Raw genomic sequence first — 13,839 nt, 5'->3', positions numbered from 1 at the left:
GGAATGTACGGTGAACAAACAACCCTGGTGGCAGGCCTGTACCTGTTACCAAATTTATCTGCCGTCGTTTTGCGATGGTAACGGTGACGGGCTGGGTGATTTCCCAGGCCTGCTCTCAAAAGTGGATTACCTGAGCGCGTTAGGCATCGGTGCCATCTGGGTCACGCCGTTTTACCCCTCTCCTCTGGTGGATAACGGGTATGACATTAGTGATTACTGCGCCGTCGACCCACGATTCGGCACGCTGACCGATTTTCGCGACGTCGTTCATCGCTGCCATGAAAAGGGGATCCGGGTCATTATCGATCTGGTGCTTAATCATGTCTCTTCGCAGCATCCGTGGTTTCAGGATGCCTGGAATAATCCCGCAAGCCGCTATCGGGACTATTTTCTTTTCAGCGCGCACCCTAACAACTGGGAGTCATTTTTTTCCGGCAGCGCCTGGAGCCCGGAGCCGGACACCGGCGAGTTTTACTACCATAAATTCGCGCCTGAGCAGGTCGATCTTAACTGGGCGAACCCCGCGGTAGAGCAGGAAATGCTTCAGGTCATTGATTTCTGGCAGGCACAGGGCGTGGATGGCTTCCGCTTCGACGTGATTAATTTCCTCAGCACGCGCGGCATCGGGCCTGACAATCCGGAGAAAGCGGGAGTACAGCAGCATGAGCATGACGTGAATCAGCCGGGGCTCATCGGCACGCTGCAGCGCGTATGCCAACATGCCAGGCAGCAAGGGGATGTTTTCCTGATCGGCGAAATTGGCAGCGAGGAGAGGGAGACCCTGGCCCGTTATCAGGCCCCGTCGCTGATGGACGTGGTCTTTAACTTCAATATTGGCAGCCAGAAAACCTTCGATGCGGCACGCCTGTGCGACGAGATTAACGCCACGCTGGCGCTGCAGTCTGGCCTGCCGACGCTATTCTTTTCCAGCCACGATATGCCGCGCATGATTAGCCGCTTTGGTGAAGGCCCGCATGACGCCGCCCGGGCGTTGGCCGTTCTGGCGCTACAGCTGACCGTGCGCGGCGTACCGTTTATTTTTCAGGGTGACGAGTTGGGGATGCCCGACTATGTGCCTCAGACGGTCGGGCAGATTTTTGATATTCAGGGAAAAACCTTCTACGACACGGCCATGCGGCAGGGTTGCAGTGCCGCCGACGCGCTGGCGCAGGCCATTGAACATTCACGGGATGGGTCCCGTGCCCCCTTCCTCTGGTGCGACGCACCGTTTGCGGGCTTTTCCACCTCCACGCCGTGGATGCCCGTCAGCCAGGACTATCCCTTGCTCAATGCCGAACATCAGATATCGACGCCCGGCTCGTTGTGGCGTCAGTACCAGACCTTCATTGCGCTTCGGGCCGCCATCGGGGCGCTACAGCATGGGGAGTGCAGCCTGCTGAAACGCCATAAGGCGTGCGTCTGGTTTACCCGAACAACGACGCAGGAACAGGTCTGGGTGGCCGTGAATTTTGGCCTGCCGGTACAAAACCCATTGTGGGCCATTGAAGCGGATGTCCTGTACGGCCAAAACGCGCAGCAGCTGGACAAAAATCAAATTCTGATAAAAAGGAGTGTATATGAACAGACACGGTAAGAATCCGTTGATCACCCCCAGCGACGTGGTGCCTTCTCTGCCAGGACGGAAAGTGGAGTGCGTCTTTAACGCCGGTGTAACGGAGTATCATGGGGAGATTATCCTGCTGCTTCGGGTTGCCGAGAGCGTGATAAATGATGACCCACAGAAGATCGTCGTTCCGCTTCTGGTGCAGCAGTCCGGCGGCTGGCAGGCGGCAACAAAAACGTTCGACCGCAACGACCCGCGCTATGATTTTAGCGACCCGCGTACCATTGTGCTGAAAAGCGACCCGGCTCAGGTCTGGCTGACGTCAATGTCCCACCTGCGCCTGGCGCGAAGCCAGGACGGTGTAAATTTCACCATCGATCAACAGCCGTTTATTACCGCCGACAGCCGCTATGAGGAATTTGGCTGTGAAGATGCGCGTATCACCCTGATTGACGATGTCTGGTACATCAATTACTCCGCCGTGTCATCGCTGGGTATCTCCACCGCGCTGGCGACCACCGTTGATTTTATCTCCGTCGACAAGAAAGGGCTGATTTTCTGCCCTGATAACCGCGACGTCTGTTTCTTCCCGGAGAAGGTTGGCGGATCCTTCCGGGCGCTTACCCGGCCCGCGCCCTGCCATTTCGGCCACCCGGAAATCTGGATCTGCGAATCGCCCGATATGCTGCACTGGGGAAACCACCGGCATCTGCTGGGACGCTCGGGAGACGAATGGGATGCGCTGAAGTCGGGTGGCGGCGCGCCGCTGATCAAGACCGCGCGCGGCTGGCTGGAGATTTATCACGGCGTGGATGCTAGCCAGCGTTATTGCCTGGGCGCTCTGCTTCTGGATCTTGAGGATCCGCTCACCCTCATCGCCAAATCTTCCGTACCGCTGCTGGAGCCGAGCGCGCCCTATGAGCGTGAAGGCTTTTTCGGTAACGTCGTCTTTACCTGTGGGGCGCTGGTGCGTAATGACACGTTGCATATCTGGTATGGTGCGGCGGATGAGCGTATCGCCCTGGCCACGCTGCCGATGGACGAGCTGTGGAAACATCTGGGCCTGGAGTAAGCCCTGACGCAGCCCCGGCGAAAGCCGGGGCTGCGAAGTGTTTATTTCTTCCCGCCGTACTGGCTAAACCACGCCAGCATTCTCTGCCAGCCATCTTTCGCCGATTCCGCGTGATAACTCGGACGGTAATCTGCGTTAAACGCATGTCCGGCATCCGGATACACCACAATCTCCGCATTGGCATTGGCTGCCCGTAGCGCATGGCGCATGGTTTCTACCGAATCAAGCGAAATACCGGTGTCCTGGCCGCCATACAGACCCAGCACCGGGGCATTGAGCTCAGTGGCGATGTCCACCGGATGTTTTGGCGAATTCAGCGTTTTCTCGCCCACCAGTTTGCCATACCAGGCGACAGCCGCTTTGAGCTGCGGATTGTGTGCGGCATACAGCCAGCTAATGCGTCCGCCCCAGCAGAAGCCGGTGACCATCAGACGGTGCGGGTCGCCGCCGTTACGCGCCGCCCAGCTGGCAACGTGGTCGAGATCGGCCAGCACCTGCGCGTCCGGGACTTTGCTGACCAGATTGCTGAACAGCGTTGGAATATCGCTATAGTCGTTCGGATCGCCCTGACGGAAGTAGAGTTCTGGCGCAACGGCCAGATATCCTTCAAGTGCCAGGCGACGGCAGAGGTCGCGAATATGTTCGTGAACCCCAAAAATCTCCTGAACCACAATCACGATGGGCAGCGGACCGTCTGCCGATTTTGGTCGTGCGTGCCAGGCAGGCATATTCTCCCCCTGCGAGGGAATGGAGGTCTCTCCCGCCGTAATGGCCTCTTCTGAGGTTGAAACGATGGTTGAAGCAAGCGGGGCTGCAGCAGGTGCAAAACCGGTTTTTTCAGTCATGGCATTCTCCGTACCAATGAGTTAGCGCAAAGGTAAATATAGACACCAGGTTAACAACTCACAGTGCCTTAAACGGTCTATCTTTTGTGCAGCACCTGACGATATAACTTGTTAATGTGATGTAAATCACTTTTTGATGGAAATTCACTGCAATCATTTTCATTCATGGTGAGATGCATCACGAAATTATGCTTACTGCTTCTGTAAAGTACCGTTTTACTTCTTCTGACTAACCGACCCACAGAGGAGTCACCTATGTCTAAGTCTGATGTTTTTCATCTCGGCCTCACTAAAAATGATTTACAAGGGGCTACGCTCGCTATCGTCCCTGGCGACCCTGAGCGTGTGGAAAAGATCGCCGCGCTGATGGATAAGCCGGTCAAGCTGGCTGCCCATCGTGAATTCACCACCTGGCGTGCAGAGCTGGATGGCAAAGCGGTGATTGTGTGCTCCACCGGTATCGGCGGTCCGTCTACCTCTATTGCTGTTGAAGAACTGGCGCAGCTGGGCATTCGTACTTTCCTGCGTATCGGCACGACCGGCGCGATTCAGCCGCACATCAACGTGGGCGACGTACTGGTGACGACAGCATCCGTTCGTCTGGACGGGGCAAGCCTGCACTTTGCGCCTATGGAATTCCCGGCAGTGGCTGACTTCGAATGCACCACGGCGCTGGTTGAAGCCGCGAAGTCCGTGGGCGCGACCACCCACGTTGGCGTAACCGCTTCTTCCGACACCTTCTACCCGGGCCAGGAGCGCTACGACACCTTCTCTGGCCGCGTTGTGAGCCGTTTCAAAGGCTCAATGGAAGAGTGGCAGTCCATGGGCGTAATGAACTACGAAATGGAATCCGCGACGCTGCTGACCATGTGTGCAAGCCAGGGTCTGCGTGCCGGTATGGTGGCGGGCGTTATCGTCAACCGTACTCAGCAGGAGATCCCGAACGCCGAAACCATGAAGCAGACCGAAAGTCATGCGGTGAAAATTGTGGTGGAAGCGGCTCGTCGCCTGATCTAGCCCTCTCTTCTCAAATCAAAGGCCGACGCGTTCGGCCTTTATTTTTTGCGTAGCACCTCGCAGGAAAACCCTTTCAAACTGGACGTTTATACAGCACAATTCTATTTTGTGCGGGTAATACGTTGATGCAGGGGGCATTGTGGATATCTCAATCCTGATTTATGCGGTGATTGCGCTGGCGGGCGTTGCGATAGGCTGGCTGATTTCCAGCTACCAGCATGCGCAGCAGAAGGCCGATCAGCTGGCGGAGCGCGAAGAGATCGTCGCCGAGCTCAGCGCGGTAAAGCAACAGCTTGCGCTAAGTGACCACTGGCGCGACGAGTGCGAGCTGCTCAATAACGAACTGCGCAACCTGCGTGATATCAACACGTCGCTGGAGGCCGATCTCCGCGAAGTGACTACCCGCCTCGAATCCACGCAGCTGCATGCGGAAGACAAAATCCGTCAGATGATTAACAGCGAGCAGCGCCTCAGCGAGCAGTTTGAGAATCTCGCCAACCGCATTTTCGAACACAGCAACCGCCGCGTTGACGAACAGAATCGCCAGAGTCTGAACAGTCTGCTGACGCCGCTGCGTGAACAGCTGGACGGTTTTCGCCGTCAGGTGCAGGACAGCTTTGGACAGGAAGCCCGCGAGCGGCACACGCTGGCGCACGAGATTCGTAATCTTCAGCAGTTGAATGCGCAAATGGCGCAGGAGGCGGTCAACCTCACTCGGGCGCTAAAAGGGGATAACAAAACCCAGGGTAACTGGGGAGAAGTGGTGCTCACCCGCGTGCTGGAGGCCTCTGGCCTGCGCGAGGGGTATGAATACGAAACGCAGGTGAGTATCGAGAGCGATGCCCGCTCGCGGATGCAGCCAGACGTCATTGTGCGTCTGCCGCAGGGGAAAGATGTGGTGATCGACGCCAAAATGACGCTGGTGGCGTATGAGCGTTACTTTAATGCGGAAGACGACTACACGCGCGAGTCGGCGCTGCAGGAGCATATTGCCTCCGTGCGTAACCATATCCGACTGCTGGGCAGAAAAGATTATCAGCAGCTTCCGGGGCTGCGCTCGCTGGACTATGTGCTGATGTTTATTCCGGTCGAACCGGCGTTCCTGCTGGCCCTCGACAGACAGCCCGAACTGATCACCGAAGCGCTCAAAAATAATATTATGCTGGTGAGCCCCACCACCCTGCTGGTGGCATTACGTACCATTGCTAACCTGTGGCGCTATGAGCACCAGAGCCGCAATGCACAGAAGATTGCCGAGCGTGCCAGCAAGCTGTACGACAAAATGCGCCTCTTCGTGGACGATATGTCCTCGGTCGGGCAAAGCCTGGACCGTGCGCAGGATAACTACCGTCAGGCGATGAAAAAACTCGCCTCCGGGCGGGGCAACCTGCTTGCTCAGGCTGAAGCATTCCGCGGCCTGGGGGTGGAGGTCAAACGCGAGATTAATCCGGAACTGGTGGAGCAGGCCACGGCGCAAGACGAAGAGTTCCGTCTGCGTGAAGGCGCAGATGAACAAAAGACACCCAGCGAAGACAACGAGTTAACGACGGATTTATCGTCTGACGAGCCGCCGACACGTTTCTATCACGGCGGTTGAATCGTAGGGCAAACGCGCCCAATCTGTTACACTTCACGAACATTTGACTGATTAGCAGGCTCTGAGATGGTTGACGATTCACAAGACACGACGCACTTTGGCTTTCAGACTGTCGCCAAAGCGCAGAAAGCTGACATGGTGGCCCACGTATTTCATTCCGTGGCGGCGAAGTACGATGTGATGAATGACTTGATGTCGTTCGGCATTCATCGCTTGTGGAAACGCTTCACCATTGACTGCAGCGGTGTGCGCCGTGGACAAACCGTGCTGGATTTAGCTGGTGGAACAGGCGATCTGACGGCGAAGTTTTCCCGTCTGGTGGGTGAAACTGGCCGCGTTGTTCTGGCCGATATCAATGACTCCATGCTGAAAATGGGACGCGAAAAGTTGCGTAACATCGGCGTGGTGGGCAATGTGGAATACGTGCAGGCTAACGCCGAAGCGCTGCCATTCCCGGATAATACCTTTGACTGCATCACGATCTCCTTCGGCCTGCGTAACGTCACCGACAAAGAAAAAGCGCTGCGCTCCATGTACCGTGTACTGAAGCCGGGTGGACGTCTGCTGGTGCTCGAGTTCTCTAAACCGATCATTGAGCCGCTGAGCAAAGCCTACGACGCCTATTCCTTCCACGTGCTGCCGCGTATCGGTGAACTGGTGGCGAACGACGCGGAGAGCTACCGCTATCTGGCGGAGTCCATTCGCATGCACCCGGATCAGGACACCCTAAAAGCCATGATGCAGGATGCGGAATTTGAGAACGTTGAATACTTCAACATGACGGCGGGTGTCGTTGCGCTGCATCGCGGTTACAAATTCTGAGTGGAGGTGTCCCGTGCCCTTTAAATCCTTAGTCGCCGCAGGCATCGAGAATGTGCTCAATGCCTTCCTGTATCGCGCGCCGGCGCTAAAAGCTGCACGTCAGCGACTTAACGGGAAGGTCCTGCGCATTGTATTAAAAGAGTTCTCAACGCCGCTCGTGCTGGTCTTCAGCGAACGCCAGCTCGATGTTCTGGGTGAGTGGGAAGGCGAGGCGGATTGCTCGGTCATTACCCATATGAGCGTGCTGCCAAAACTGCGCGATCGCCAGCAATTGACGGCGCTTATCCGCAGCGGTGAGCTGGAAGTGGAGGGCGACATCCAGGTCGTACAAAACTTCGTTGCGCTCAGCGATCTGGCGGAGTTTGACCCGGCAGAACTGCTCGCGCCTTTTATTGGTGACATCGCCGCTGAAGGGATCGGGAAAGCTATTCATGGCGGCACGGCGTTCTTGCGCAAAAATCTGGAACGGCAGCAGCGCTATGCCGCAGAAGTCCTGACTGAAGAGTGGCGCATGGCCCCCGGTCCGCTGGAAGTGGCATGGTTTGCGGAAGAAACCGCTGCTGTTGAACGTGCGGTTGATGCATTAACCAAACGGCTGGAAAAACTGGAGGGCAAATGACGCCTGGTGAAATTCGGCGCCTCTATTTTATCGTCCACACCTTTTTGAGTTACGGGCTCGATGAGCTTATCCCCAAAATGCGTATCACGCTGCCGCTTAGAATCTGGCGGCGGATGTTGTTCTGGATGCCTAATCGTCATAAAGGTCAGCCGCTGGGTGAACGTCTGCGTCTGGCGCTGCAGGAGCTTGGCCCGGTATGGATTAAGTTCGGACAGATGCTCTCAACCCGCCGCGATCTCTTCCCGCCTCATATTGCCGATGAACTGGCAATGCTGCAGGACCGTGTTGCCCCGTTTGACGGAGTGAGGGCAAAGAAACAGATCGAAGAGGCAATGGGTAATCTTCCCGTTGAAACCTGGTTTGACGATTTCGAAATAGCCCCGCTGGCGTCGGCGTCTATTGCTCAGGTGCATACCGCGCGTCTGAAAGAGAACGGCAAAGAGGTGGTGATCAAGGTGATCCGCCCGGATATCCTGCCGGTCATCAAAGCTGACATGAAGCTGATTTATCGTCTGGCGCGCTGGGTACCACGTTTGTTACCTGATGGCCGTCGTCTGCGTCCGATGGAAGTGGTGCGGGAATACGAAAAAACGCTGATTGATGAGCTTAACCTACTGCGCGAGTCAGCAAACGCCATTCAGCTGCGTCGTAACTTTGAAAACAGCCCGATGCTTTATGTGCCTGAGGTCTATTCAGACTACTGCAGTCAGAACATGATGGTCATGGAGCGCATCTACGGTATTCCGGTTTCGGATGTGGCGGCGCTGGAGAAGCAGGGAACGAACATGAAGCTGCTGGCCGAACGTGGCGTTCAGGTCTTCTTTACTCAGGTGTTCCGCGACAGCTTTTTCCATGCGGATATGCACCCGGGCAATATTTTTGTGAGCTACGAGCATCCTGAGGATCCGAAGTATATCGGTATCGACTGCGGGATTGTGGGGTCGCTGAATAAAGAAGATAAGCGTTATCTGGCCGAGAACTTTATCGCGTTCTTCAACCGTGACTACCGTAAGGTGGCTGAGCTGCACGTTGACTCCGGCTGGGTTCCGCCGGACACCAACGTCGAAGAGTTTGAGTTTGCTATTCGTACCGTCTGCGAGCCGATTTTTGAAAAGCCGCTGGCAGAAATCTCCTTCGGGCACGTGCTGTTAAACCTGTTTAATACGGCTCGCCGCTTTAATATGGAAGTTCAGCCGCAATTAGTTTTACTCCAGAAAACATTACTTTACGTTGAGGGTGTAGGTCGCCAACTCTATCCTCAGTTAGACTTGTGGAAGACGGCTAAACCGTTCCTGGAATCCTGGATTAAGGATCAGGTAGGTTTTCCAGCGCTGGTGCGCTCATTGAAAGAGAAAGGCCCGTTCTGGATTGAAAAAATGCCCGAAATTCCTGAACTGGTTTACGACAGTTTGCGTCAGAGCAAGAACCTTCAGCACAGCATGGATAAAATCGCCCGCGAGCTTCAGTCCAGTCGCGTGCGCCAGGGACAATCACGCTATCTCTTTGGGATTGGTGCAACGCTGCTGTTGAGCGGTACGTTGCTGCTAATCAATCGTCCGGACTGGCAGATGATGCCCGCCTGGCTGATGGCTGGCGGGGTTGTTGTCTGGCTAGCCGGATGGAGAAAAACGCGCTGAGTTTGCGTCGCCATCGACGGGTCGCATACGTATAATGCGACTTGACCAATTAATCATCTATTCCTGAGGAATTTGTATGGGTGGTATCAGTATCTGGCAATTAGTCATTATTGCCGTCATCGTCGTGCTGCTGTTTGGCACTAAAAAGCTCGGTTCTATCGGTTCCGATCTGGGCGCGTCTATCAAAGGCTTCAAGAAAGCAATGAGCGATGATGAGAACAAGCAGGATAAAGCCAGCCAGGATGCTGATTTTACTGCAAAATCCATCTCCGATAAGCAAGAAGAAGCCAAAAAAGAAGACGCCAAAAGCCACGATAAAGAGCAGGTGTAAGTCGTGTTCGACATTGGTTTTAGTGAGCTGCTGCTAGTCTTTGTGATTGGCCTGATCGTGCTGGGTCCGCAGCGTCTGCCCGTGGCGGTGAAAACCGTTGTGGGCTGGGTGCGTGCGCTGAGATCGCTGGCATCGACCGTTCAGAATGAACTGGCACAGGAACTTAAGCTCCAGGAGTTTCAGGAAAGCCTGAAAAAGGTCGAGAAGGCGAGCATGGATAACCTGACGCCGGAACTGAAAGCCTCAATGGATGAACTGCGCGAAGCGGCGGAATCCATGAAGCGCTCTTACAGCGTTAACGATCCTGAAAAAGCGAGCGATGAAGCGAACACCATTCATAACCCGGTGGTGAAGGACAGCGAAGCGCAACGTGAGGGCGTGACGCCAGCGAGTGCTGAGCACCAGGCCGCCGCGCCAGAACAGACGCCGCAGGAAACCGAAGTGAAAAAACAGGCGCAGCCGGAAGACCCCACGATAAAAGTGGCGGAAGCGAAACCCGTCGCGCCTGTTTCCGAATCATCCCCCTCGTCGAGTGATAAAGCGTAACCATGGCAGTAGATGATACTCAACCGCTTATTACGCACCTTATTGAGCTGCGTAAGCGCCTGTTAAACTGCATTATTGCGGTTCTGGTGATATTCCTGTGCCTGGTCTATTTCGCCAACGATATCTATCAGGTGGTCTCTGCACCGCTAATTAAGCAGATGCCGCTGGGGGCAACGATGATTGCAACAGATGTTGCCTCACCGTTCTTTACCCCTATTAAGCTCACATTTTGGGTGTCGTTGATTGCGTCTGCACCCGTCATCCTTTATCAGGTATGGGCGTTTGTGGCACCAGCGCTGTATAAACATGAACGTAAACTGGTGATCCCGCTTCTGGTCTCCAGCTCGTTGCTGTTCTATATCGGTATGGCGTTTGCCTACTTCGTTGTCTTCCCGCTGGCCTTTGGCTTCCTGACGCATACCGCGCCGGAAGGGGTGCAGGTGTCGACAGATATCGCCAGCTATCTCAGCTTCGTCATGGCGCTGTTTATGGCGTTTGGCGTGGCATTTGAAGTGCCGGTCGCCATTGTGCTGCTTTGCTGGGTTGGGGTAACCACCCCTGAAGACCTGCGTAAAAAGCGTCCGTATATCCTGGTAGGTGCATTTGTGGTCGGCATGCTGCTCACGCCGCCGGATGTTTTCTCGCAGACGTTACTGGCCATACCGATGTATTGCCTCTTTGAGGTTGGCGTATTCTTCTCGCGTTTCTACGTGGGTAAAGGACGCCGATCGGACGATGTAGACGATGCGTCTGAAAAGACCACTGAAGAGTAAAACCAGCCGCCCGTCAGGGCGGTTGTTATATGGGGATTCGCATGTTTGATATCGGACTCAACCTGACCAGCTCGCAGTTTGCAAAAGATCGCGATGACGTTGTTGCGCGTGCTTTTGACGCCGGCGTTAAAGGACTCCTGCTGACCGGAACTAACCTTCATGAGAGCGAGCAGGCGCAGCTTCTGGCGCAACGTTATGAACACTGCTGGTCAACCGCAGGCATCCACCCTCATGACAGCAGCCAGTGGACCGAGGAGAGCGCACAAATCCTTTACAGGCTGGCGAAAACCGCTGAGGTGGTGGCCATTGGCGAGTGTGGGCTCGATTTTAACCGCAACTTCTCCACGCCTGACGAACAGGAAAAGGCATTCACTGCCCAGCTTGCTCTGGCGGCAGAGCTTGAAATGCCCGTCTTTATGCATTGCCGCGACGCGCACGAACGTTTTCTCGCGCTTCTGGATCCCTGGCTGGATAAACTCCCCGGCGCGGTGCTGCACTGCTTCACCGGTTCAAGGCAGGAGGCGCAGGAGTGCCTGGCGCGCGGGCTGTTTCTCGGCATTACCGGCTGGGTTTGTGATGAGCGCCGCGGGCTTGAGCTACGCGAGCTGTTACCGTTGATTCCGGCCGACCGTTTGCTTATTGAGACCGATGCGCCTTATCTGCTGCCGAGAGATATGACGCCCAAACCGTCATCGCGTCGAAATGAGCCTGCATACCTGGGGCACATTGTTGAGCGCGTGGCGCGATGGCGTGGAGACGATCCGCACTGGCTTTCTGCGCAGACGGATGACAACGTGCGCCATCTCTTCAGGATCAGTTTTTAAACTTTACGGAAGTCGGTATTTTTGACGCTCTGCAACACCTGCTTGTTCAGCAGGTTGAGCAACAACATGGAGCGTGCTTCACCGTCCGGCTCGGCGAAAATCGCCTGCAGGCCTTCGAATGCACCTTCCGTAATGACGACGCTATCACCCGCGTAAGGGGTTTCCGGGTCGGTGATCCCTTCGGGCTGTTGATACACCGAAAGCTGATGAATGACCGTCGACGGAACGGTGGCCGGGTGGGCGCCAAAACGAACGAAGTGGCTGACGCCGCGCGTTGCGCTGATGGTGGTGGTGTGGATCACCTCAGGGTCGAACTCCACGAACAGGTAGTTCGGGAATAACGGCTCACTGACGGTTGTGCGCTTCCCGCGCTGCATTTTTTCAAGCGTGATCACGGGTGTCAGACAATTTACAGACTGACGTTCAAGATGTTCCTGCGCGCGCTGAAGTTGCCCGCGTTTGCAATACAGTAAATACCAGGCCTGCATAATCACTCTTTCCCTTAGTTCGGGGCGCAAGCATATCAAAACCCTGGAGGGATCGCTAAGTTGATTATAATGGGTCAACCTGGAACAGAACGCATAAGTTCACGCTAATTTAACAAAATTACAGCATCAAGCAGGCTTACGCCGTATAATGAAGCGCTTACAGAGAGGCCATGACTAACTGCATGAAATACCACGATCTCCGCGACTTCCTGACGCTGCTGGAAAAGCAGGGCGAACTCAAACGCATTACACTTCCTGTTGATCCTTATCTGGAAATGACAGAAATTGCTGACCGCACCCTGCGTGCCGGTGGCCCCGCGTTACTCTTTGAAAATCCGAAAGGTTACTCCATGCCGGTGCTGTGCAACCTGTTTGGTACACCGCGTCGTGTCGCATTGGGGATGGGGCAGGAAGACGTTACCGCGTTGCGTGAAGTGGGTAAGCTGCTGGCATTTCTGAAAGAGCCAGAGCCACCGAAAGGCTTCCGCGATCTGTTCGACAAGCTGCCACAGTTTAAGCAGGTGCTGAACATGCCAACCAAACGCCTGCGCGGTGCGCCGTGCCAGCAAAAAGTGCTGGAAGGCGATGCGGTTGATTTGACCAAAATTCCCATTATGCAGTGCTGGCCTGAAGATGCTGCGCCGCTGATCACCTGGGGTTTGACCGTCACGCGCGGTCCGCATAAAGAACGGCAAAATCTGGGTATTTACCGCCAGCAGTTGATTGGTAAGAATAAGCTCATCATGCGCTGGCTGTCGCATCGCGGCGGCGCGCTGGATTTCCAGGAGTGGTGCGCTGCGCATCCGGGTGAACGTTTCCCGGTCTCTGTCGCATTAGGCGCTGACCCGGCCACTATTCTGGGAGCCGTCACGCCCGTGCCGGATACGCTCTCTGAATATGCGTTTGCCGGCCTGCTGCGCGGGACAAAAACCGAAGTCGTGAAGTGTATTTCGAACGATCTCGAAGTTCCGGCCAGTGCGGAAATTGTGCTGGAAGGTTACCTTGAGCAGGGCGAACTGGCACCGGAAGGCCCTTACGGCGACCACACCGGTTATTACAACGAAGTGGATAACTTCCCGGTGTTTACCGTTACGCACATTACGCAGCGTGAAGATGCGATTTATCACTCTACCTACACCGGTCGTCCACCGGATGAACCCGCAGTACTGGGGGTGGCGCTGAATGAAGTGTTTGTGCCGATCCTGCAAAAGCAGTTCCCGGAAATCGTTGATTTTTACCTGCCCCCTGAAGGGTGCTCGTATCGCCTGGCGGTAGTGACGATGAAGAAGCAGTATCCCGGTCATGCGAAACGCGTGATGATGGGCGTCTGGTCTTTCCTGCGCCAGTTTATGTATACCAAATTTGTTATTGTCTGCGATGATGACGTTAACGCTCGCGACTGGAATGACGTCATTTGGGCGATTACCACGCGAATGGACCCGGCGCGCGATACGGTGTTAGTCGAGAACACGCCGATAGATTACCTGGACTTTGCCTCGCCGGTTTCCGGTCTTGGCTCAAAAATGGGACTGGATGCCACAAATAAATGGCCTGGCGAAACCGACCGTGAATGGGGTCGCCCGATCAAAAAAGATCCTGCCGTGACCGCGCGTATTGACGCGATCTGGGATGAACTGGCCATAATGAATAACGGTAAACCTGAAACAGGCCGTTAAGCCCTATAGACTTCACGACAGAGAGAGC

Annotated in this window: 14 protein-coding genes; 12 read left to right on the top strand and 2 right to left on the bottom strand. The window is 55.3% G+C overall.

All coding sequences use genetic code 11. The features are described from left to right. The first annotated feature begins 10 nt into the window (after positions 1–10). Positions 11–1,594 carry an alpha-amylase family glycosyl hydrolase gene (locus tag G0034_RS22110; RefSeq protein WP_179121267.1) on the top strand — a complete coding sequence of 528 codons (1,584 nt, stop codon included), beginning with the start codon at positions 11–13 and terminating at the stop codon, positions 1,592–1,594. Next, on the top strand, positions 1,578–2,636 hold the full coding sequence (locus G0034_RS22105; RefSeq protein ID WP_023331554.1) for a glycoside hydrolase family 130 protein: 1,059 nt from the start codon (positions 1,578–1,580) through the stop codon (positions 2,634–2,636). The genes G0034_RS22110 and G0034_RS22105 overlap by 17 nt, the downstream gene beginning before the upstream one ends. Positions 2,637–2,677: 41 nt before the next feature. On the opposite strand, the gene G0034_RS22100 is transcribed toward G0034_RS22105, so the two are convergent. Further along, entirely contained in the window at positions 2,678–3,481 is an 804-nt protein-coding gene (locus G0034_RS22100; RefSeq protein WP_014885625.1) for a dienelactone hydrolase family protein, read from the bottom strand. A 255-nt stretch (positions 3,482–3,736) separates the two neighbouring features. Between G0034_RS22100 and udp the strand changes: the two genes are divergently transcribed. From udp to tatD, 9 genes are all read left to right on the top strand, one after another. Next, positions 3,737–4,498 (top strand): uridine phosphorylase, encoded by a 762-nt coding sequence (gene udp / locus G0034_RS22095; RefSeq protein WP_003860792.1) that lies wholly within the window; start codon positions 3,737–3,739, stop codon positions 4,496–4,498. 139 nt (positions 4,499–4,637) lie between these two features. Beyond that, a complete protein-coding gene (gene rmuC, locus G0034_RS22090) occupies positions 4,638–6,095 on the top strand; it encodes a DNA recombination protein RmuC (RefSeq protein ID WP_063614529.1) in 1,458 nt (485 codons plus the stop codon). Positions 6,096–6,161: 66 nt separating this feature from the next. Beyond that, entirely contained in the window at positions 6,162–6,917 is a 756-nt protein-coding gene (ubiE, locus tag G0034_RS22085; protein ID WP_014885623.1) for a bifunctional demethylmenaquinone methyltransferase/2-methoxy-6-polyprenyl-1,4-benzoquinol methylase UbiE, read from the top strand. Positions 6,918–6,930: 13 nt separating this feature from the next. Then, entirely contained in the window at positions 6,931–7,536 is a 606-nt protein-coding gene (gene ubiJ, locus G0034_RS22080) for a ubiquinone biosynthesis protein UbiJ (RefSeq protein ID WP_179121266.1), read from the top strand. Continuing rightward, on the top strand, positions 7,533–9,173 hold the full coding sequence (gene ubiB, locus G0034_RS22075; protein WP_014885621.1) for a ubiquinone biosynthesis regulatory protein kinase UbiB: 1,641 nt from the start codon (positions 7,533–7,535) through the stop codon (positions 9,171–9,173). Before ubiJ ends, ubiB begins: the two co-directional genes overlap by 4 nt. A 76-nt stretch (positions 9,174–9,249) precedes the next feature. After that, positions 9,250–9,504, top strand: a complete 255-nt coding sequence (tatA, locus tag G0034_RS22070) for a Sec-independent protein translocase subunit TatA (protein ID WP_014885620.1) — start codon at positions 9,250–9,252, stop codon at positions 9,502–9,504. Between the two features lie 3 nt (positions 9,505–9,507). Then, positions 9,508–10,050 (top strand): Sec-independent protein translocase protein TatB, encoded by a 543-nt coding sequence (gene tatB, locus G0034_RS22065; RefSeq protein WP_023331551.1) that lies wholly within the window; start codon positions 9,508–9,510, stop codon positions 10,048–10,050. Between the two features lie 2 nt (positions 10,051–10,052). Further along, on the top strand, positions 10,053–10,823 hold the full coding sequence (gene tatC / locus G0034_RS22060; RefSeq protein WP_023331550.1) for a Sec-independent protein translocase subunit TatC: 771 nt from the start codon (positions 10,053–10,055) through the stop codon (positions 10,821–10,823). Between the two features lie 41 nt (positions 10,824–10,864). Further along, a complete protein-coding gene (gene tatD / locus G0034_RS22055; protein ID WP_032635121.1) occupies positions 10,865–11,647 on the top strand; it encodes a 3'-5' ssDNA/RNA exonuclease TatD in 783 nt (260 codons plus the stop codon). Here the strand turns inward: tatD and rfaH are convergent. Next, positions 11,644–12,135: a transcription/translation regulatory transformer protein RfaH gene (rfaH, locus tag G0034_RS22050; RefSeq protein ID WP_020882871.1), complete on the bottom strand. Its 492-nt coding sequence runs from the start codon at positions 12,133–12,135 to the stop codon at positions 11,644–11,646. The two genes, tatD and rfaH, sit on opposite strands and share 4 nt — an antisense overlap. Before the next feature lie 170 nt (positions 12,136–12,305). Here rfaH and ubiD point away from each other — a divergent pair, with 170 nt between their 5' ends. Continuing rightward, the gene (gene ubiD / locus G0034_RS22045) at positions 12,306–13,811 is read left to right on the top strand and encodes a 4-hydroxy-3-polyprenylbenzoate decarboxylase (protein WP_023331547.1); all 1,506 of its coding nucleotides are present in this window, start codon (positions 12,306–12,308) and stop codon (positions 13,809–13,811) included. The last annotated feature ends 28 nt before the right edge of the window (positions 13,812–13,839 follow it).

Origin of the sequence: Enterobacter sp. T2, assembly GCF_010692925.1 — a bacterium.
Lineage (GTDB): Bacteria > Pseudomonadota > Gammaproteobacteria > Enterobacterales > Enterobacteriaceae > Enterobacter > Enterobacter kobei.
The sequence above is the reverse complement of the archived record's forward strand: the minus strand, read 5'-3'. Positions and strand labels throughout refer to the sequence as shown.